The sequence below is a fragment of the Nitrobacter sp. 62-13 genome, from assembly GCF_001896955.1.
Lineage (GTDB): Bacteria > Pseudomonadota > Alphaproteobacteria > Rhizobiales > Xanthobacteraceae > Nitrobacter.
Map to the genome: position 1 here is coordinate 1 of NZ_MKRN01000044.1, position 2,527 is coordinate 2,527.

Annotated in this window: 3 protein-coding genes; 2 read left to right on the forward strand and 1 reads right to left on the reverse strand. The window is 60.9% G+C overall.

What is annotated here, in order from left to right:
• A partial coding sequence (locus BGN91_RS05030; RefSeq protein WP_292611086.1) for a transposase occupies positions 1-386 on the forward strand: 386 nt, incomplete at its 5' end.
• Between the two features lie 26 nt (positions 387-412).
• Positions 413-913, forward strand: coding sequence for a dCTP deaminase (gene dcd / locus BGN91_RS05035; RefSeq protein ID WP_292611088.1), 501 nt, complete (start codon positions 413-415; stop codon positions 911-913).
• A 22-nt stretch (positions 914-935) separates the two neighbouring features.
• Here the strand turns inward: dcd and BGN91_RS05040 are convergent, their stop codons facing one another.
• A complete protein-coding gene (locus BGN91_RS05040) occupies positions 936-2,201 on the reverse strand; it encodes a TrmJ/YjtD family RNA methyltransferase (RefSeq protein WP_292611090.1) in 1,266 nt (421 codons plus the stop codon).
• Positions 2,202-2,527: the final 326 nt, after the last annotated feature.

Consider the following 2,527-nt stretch of genomic DNA (forward strand, 5'->3'; position numbering starts at 1 on the left):
ATCGCCACCAGGAGTTCATCCGATTCCTCAACACGATCGAGGAGCAGGTCCCAGTGGGAAAAGTGATCCACGCGATCATCGACAACTATGCGACCCACAAGCATCCGAAGGTGCGCCAATGGCTGGCCCGGCATCCTCGCTGGACGTTCCACTTCACCCCGACCTCCGCATCCTGGCTCAACGCGGTCGAAGGCTTCTTCGCCAAACTCACGCGCCGTCGCCTCAAGCGCGGCGTGTTCCGATCCGTTGTTGACCTGCAAGTCGCCATCAACCGCTTCGTCGCCGAGACAAACGCCGATCCCAAACCCTTCGTCTGGACCGCCGACCCAAAGCGGGTCCTCGCCGCGGTCAAACGGGGGAAGCAAACGTTAGAGTCACTCCACTAGCTGCAACGGGCGCGGCTTCAATTGATTTGCGTCTCGGACGATGGTTTCGGACCCTGCGCCATTCGCGAACTCCACACTTGAAAATCAGTGTGCCGACTTCTAGTGCCGAAACTCTAAATCCTGACGAAGATAAGGTGCCAACTAAGGAACACTTTGTTCGTTTTGGCGAGCCATTTATCCTTCATCCACGAAATTTCGTTTTAGGGATAACCCTTGAGTGGATGCGATTTCCATCAGACCTCGGAGGATACGTGACTGGTAAATCCTCGCTCGGCAGAAGAGGACTCATTATTGAAACTGCCTCGGGTATTCAACCCGGCTTTTCGGGTTGTCTTGCTTTAGAACTCAGCAATGTAGGCGAGGTACCAATCGCGCTCCTCCCAGGTATGCAAATCTGCCAAATATTCGTCCACGAAGTAGGACCTGATCCAAAATCCGCCAAGAGCCAATTTATTGGACGAAGAAAACCCGTGCTCGGCGCTGTGCGTCCCGACCAAATTTTGATCAAGCTGAGCAAACGAAGATAGACCTTTGCGAAGGACGAGGGTTCTATAGATTGTCGCCCTCGCGCCGTATTATTTGGACGCAGGAATTCAACCGATTATCCTCACGGCCCTGCTCCCTCTCTCCCTTCTTCCCCGCCAGCCCATCCAGCACCCCCGCCAGATCGCTCTCCACCGCCGCCGCTTCGATATCGACGACGCGATAGCCGCGCTCGGTGAGCCACGCCGCCCGCGCGGCGCGGTCGCGCGCGATTGTCTCGCTCTCGTTCGCGTTCACCAGCTCGATCGCGACGCGCTGCGTGAACGACACGAAATCCGGGATGTGACGGCCGACCGGGGTCTGCCGCTTGAACTGGCCGGCGAAGCGGCGGTCGCGCGTCAACGCTTGCCACAGGATGCGCTCGGCATCGGTGGGATTTCGTCTGAGCAGCCGCGCCAGCCCGCGCACCGTGCTGCTGCTGTCGGCGGACGCTCCGCCCGGCCCCTGCTCGGCCAACAGCGCCCGCAGCCGCGTTGCCTGCGCGCCGTCGAGCACGCCGCCCTTGGCCGGTCCCTTGCGCCCTTCCGCGATCGCCATGACGACTCCATGGAGCGTGTGCATGTCCTGCTTGGTCGGCTCCATGCGGGTGAAGATGTTGCGCAGGTTCACCAGCATGGTGTCGCGCTTTTCCGGCGGGCGGAGGAATTCGACCTTGTCGAGTTCGGCGACAAGATTGTCGAAGAACGCCTGCATCTGATGTTGCGAGGCCCGCTCCGAACGCTCCGGCATCGCGAACGGCAACTCGCCCTTCGTCACCAGCTTGAACCATTCGTAGCCCATCAGCAGCACGGCCTGCGCCAGGTTGAGCGAGGCGAAGCCCGGATTGACGGGATAGGTGATGATACGGTCCGCCATCGCCACCTCCTCGTTCAGAAGGCCGGCGCGCTCGCGCCCGAACAGGATGCCGACATGGCCGCCGGCCGCGATCTGCGCGTTGGCCTCAAGGGCGGCCGCCTCCGGCGCGACGACCGGCTTGGCCTGATCGTGAGCGCGCGCGGTGGTCGCGAACAGCAGCGTGCAATCGGCCACGGCGTCGGCGACCGTGTCGAACAGCTCCACCTTGCCGATGATGTGATCGGCGCCCGCCGCCGCGCGCTGCGCCGCGACATTGGGCCAGCCGTCGCGCGGGTTGACGATGCGCAGCCGCGTCAGGCCGAAATTGCCCATGGCGCGCGCCGCCATGCCGATGTTCTCGCCAAGCTGCGGCTCGACCAGAATAACGGTGAAGCCGGTCTCGGCGATGCCGGTTTTCGTCCTGTCGGTGCCCGACATCTCGCCTCGTCTTTCACCTTACGCTTGAGATTCTGGTTCAACGGCGTCGCTCGCCGCGTCTTCGATTGCGCCTTTCCAGATTTTTCTCAAGTCAAATAACGCACTTAGTGGAATGAAGTTGAATTTGCAGCGGAAGATGAATGCAGGCAGCCAAGCTTTGGCCGGGAACGCAGCGGAAACGTCAGAACATCTGGAAAATCAGTGCGGTAATGCCGTCCATTCGGCTTTCGCCTGCGCCGTCCCGATGCTATAGCCGGGACACTTGCAGGCTTCCCTCCCGAAACGGCCCGATCCCCAAATGGCAAAAATCAAGGTGACCAATCCGG

Excerpts from the sequence above, each read along its gene's own strand:
- BGN91_RS05040 (WP_292611090.1), bottom strand. The coding sequence starts at position 2,201 with ATGTCGGGCACCGACAGGACGAAAACCGGCATCGCCGAGACCGGCTTC.